Raw genomic sequence first — 2,714 nt, 5'->3', positions numbered from 1 at the left:
CGTCGGCCTCAGCTGTTGATGGACCTGTCTCTGAATATCCAGGCCTTCGTGTCCCAGCGCCTCATCCCCACCGTGGATGGCAAGCGCTGCGCCGCTATCGAAATCCTGCTGGGCACGCCCATGGTTGCCGACCTGATCCTCAAGGGGGACATTGACGGCATCAAGGAGGTGATGGCCAAGTCGGAAAACATCGGCATGAGAACCTTCGACGGGGCGCTGTTCGAGCTCTATCGGGAAGGCTTGATCAGCGAGGATGAGGCGCTGCGCAACGCCGATTCCCCCAACAACGTACGCCTGAAAATCAAGTTTGCCAAGGAGGGAGGCATGCGCTCCGCCGACGGTTCACTCAATCTCAGTCTTGCGAGCCTGGACGAGGAAGAAAAGACGCGGGGATTCTGAACGGAGGGCGTCAGGACAGGAACCTGTACAGCAGCAGCCCGACGAAACCAGCCCACAGCGCGAGCAGCAGCGTCATCTGCAGCTTGCGCGGTTTGGGTTCCTCGTTCCGGGGGCCCTTGGTGCCCAGGCCGATGGCGTAGGAGCCACAGGCGGGGCAGCTGCCCGCGCTGGTGAGTTTGTTGCCGCGATAGCTGCAATCCCGACAGTGATAGCCCATGTCTGTTTACCTGTTCAGTTTCAACAACTGATCCACGACCCGTTCCAGTTGCACAAGATTATTGCACTCGGCGGCAAAATGACAGGCGCTCTGGTAGCGCAGCATCTCCGAGTCCCCCGTGCCCCAGGCCCGGCGCGATTCCGGATTGAGCCAGATCACCCGCCGGCTGCGCTGGTAAATGCTGCGAAGGATGTCCAGCCGCGGCTCTCCGTTGTTGTTGCGCGCATCGCCGAGAATGATCACGGTGGTATTGCTGTTGATATCGTCCAGCGCCAACTTCGCGAAGTCCTGCAGACTGCTGCCGTAGTCGGTGGCGCCGCCGTAGCGCCAGTTCACCAGTTCGATGGCCTTCTCGACGGGGTGCTGGGTGAACAGCTCGCTGACCTCGCCCAGGTGACTGGAAAAAGCGAAGCTGCGCACGCGCGGCAAGACATCCTGCAGGCTGTAGAGGAACAGCAGCAGGAATTTGGCATAGGCCGCAACGGAGCCACTGACATCGCAGATCGCCAGCAGCTGCGGTTTGTCCTTGCGCACCCGGCGCCAGTAGGTGTTGAACATGACGCCGTCGTTGGCGATGCCCCGGCGCAGGGTCTTGCCCATGTCCAGGCGACCGCGCCGAAACACGCGGCGCTTGCGGGCGTGGCGCTCCGCCAGTTTGCGCGCCATGCGACGCACCAGTTCCTGCACCCGCTGCAGGTAACGGTGCTCAAGGTTGCTCAGTCGCGTCGTGCTCAGGATACCGTCCATGAAGCGGGCATTGTCGCCCTCGGCTTGCAGCAGGTACTGGCGGGCGACGTAGTCGCGCACCTGCTCCCGCAGAATATCCCGGTAGCGTTTCAGCGGTTCCAGCGCCGGGCTCTGGCGCCGCTCCAGATCGGCGATGGCCCGCCGGACCTGTTCCTCGCCCATGGCGTCCAGCATGCGGCGCAGGTACTGGCCTTTCTGGGTGAACATCTGGATCTGGCTCAGTCCCACTCCCGCGGCGGCCTCGCCCATGGCCAGGTTCAGGGCGGTGCGGTCATTGTCGCGCAACTGGCGCAGCAGTGCGCTGTCCAGCAGGGCCTGCAGCCCGGCGTCCTCGGCTGCGACTGCATCCAGCAGGCTGTCGTCCGGGCTGGCCCGGCCGGTTGCCTCCGGCTTTGCCCCGGGGCCGGGTTCCAGCGCCGGGTCCTGCTCTTCTCGCGGCGCCTCGCGCTCCTCGCGGGTGCTGGCGAAGTCCGCGAGCTCCCGATCGAAGAAACGCTCGAAGCAGTGCTGGAATACCGCTTCCTCAGCGGGGGTTTTGGCCAGGGCACTGGCCAGCCCGTCCCGCAGCCGTTCCCGGCCGGCATAGCCCAGAACCGCGGCAACATCCATGGCGTCCAGCGTCTCCGCCGGGGATACCCGCACGTCGTGGCTGCGCAACAGGCGGATGAAGCTGACCAGATGGTTTTGCACCGGAGGCCCTGCTGCGGCGTCAGGCCGTGCGCCGGGGCAGCAGGTCCCGCAGGCCGGCATTGGCGGTGTCGATGTCATCCTCGAATTTCAGCAACACGTTCAGGGTGCTGTGGACAATCTCCGGGTCCAGCTCGCGGGCATGCAACAGCAGCAGGCTGCGGGCCCAGTCGATAGTCTCGGAAATGGCCGGTGTCTTCTTCAGGTCCAGATCCCGCAGGGAGTGGACGAACGCCACCAGTTGCTGGCGCAGCTGACGGTCGATGTCCGGTACCCGGCTCAGTACGATTCGTTCCTCCAGTTCCACACTCGGGAAGGGTATGTACAGATGCAGGCAGCGGCGCTTGAGGGCGTCGCTGATGTCGCGGGTATTGTTGCTGGTCAGGAATACCATCGGCGATACGCTGGCCTTGACTGTGCCGATTTCCGGAATCGACACCTGGTAGTCCGAGAGGATCTCCAGCAGCAGGGACTCAAACTCGTAATCGGACTTGTCCACCTCGTCGATGAGCAGGATCGCACCGCGCTCCTGCTGCGTGGCTGTCAGCAGGGGGCGCGGCTCCAGGAACTGCTCGGGGTAGACCATGTCGCCGACGTGGTGGTGGGGCTCGAGCGAGGCCGCCAGGCCCTGGGCGCCCTGCAGCGGGTCGCCGAGCTTCTCCTG

At 64.3% G+C, this 2,714-nt stretch carries 3 protein-coding genes and 1 pseudogene; 1 reads left to right on the top strand and 3 read right to left on the bottom strand.

The annotated features are described in order from the left end of the window. A pseudogene (locus RJQ10_RS16510) lies at positions 1-399 on the top strand (type IV pili twitching motility protein PilT); the annotation flags it as partial. Between the two features lie 10 nt (positions 400-409). On the opposite strand, the gene RJQ10_RS16505 reads toward RJQ10_RS16510, so the two are convergent. The 3 genes from RJQ10_RS16505 to RJQ10_RS16495 all read right to left on the bottom strand — a co-directional run. Then, positions 410-616 carry a hypothetical protein gene (locus RJQ10_RS16505; RefSeq protein ID WP_350148478.1) on the bottom strand — a complete coding sequence of 69 codons (207 nt, stop codon included), beginning with the start codon at positions 614-616 and terminating at the stop codon, positions 410-412. A 6-nt stretch (positions 617-622) separates the two neighbouring features. Then, a complete protein-coding gene (locus tag RJQ10_RS16500; RefSeq protein WP_350148477.1) occupies positions 623-2,053 on the bottom strand; it encodes a VWA domain-containing protein in 1,431 nt (476 codons plus the stop codon). A gap of 19 nt (positions 2,054-2,072) precedes the next feature. Next, positions 2,073-2,714, bottom strand: a 642-nt coding sequence (locus RJQ10_RS16495; protein WP_350148476.1) for an AAA family ATPase, incomplete at its 5' end; no start/stop codon positions are given.

The sequence above is a fragment of the Haliea sp. genome, from assembly GCF_040222615.1.
Lineage (GTDB): Bacteria > Pseudomonadota > Gammaproteobacteria > Pseudomonadales > Halieaceae > Haliea.
This window is presented reverse-complemented; position numbering and strand designations above follow the sequence as displayed.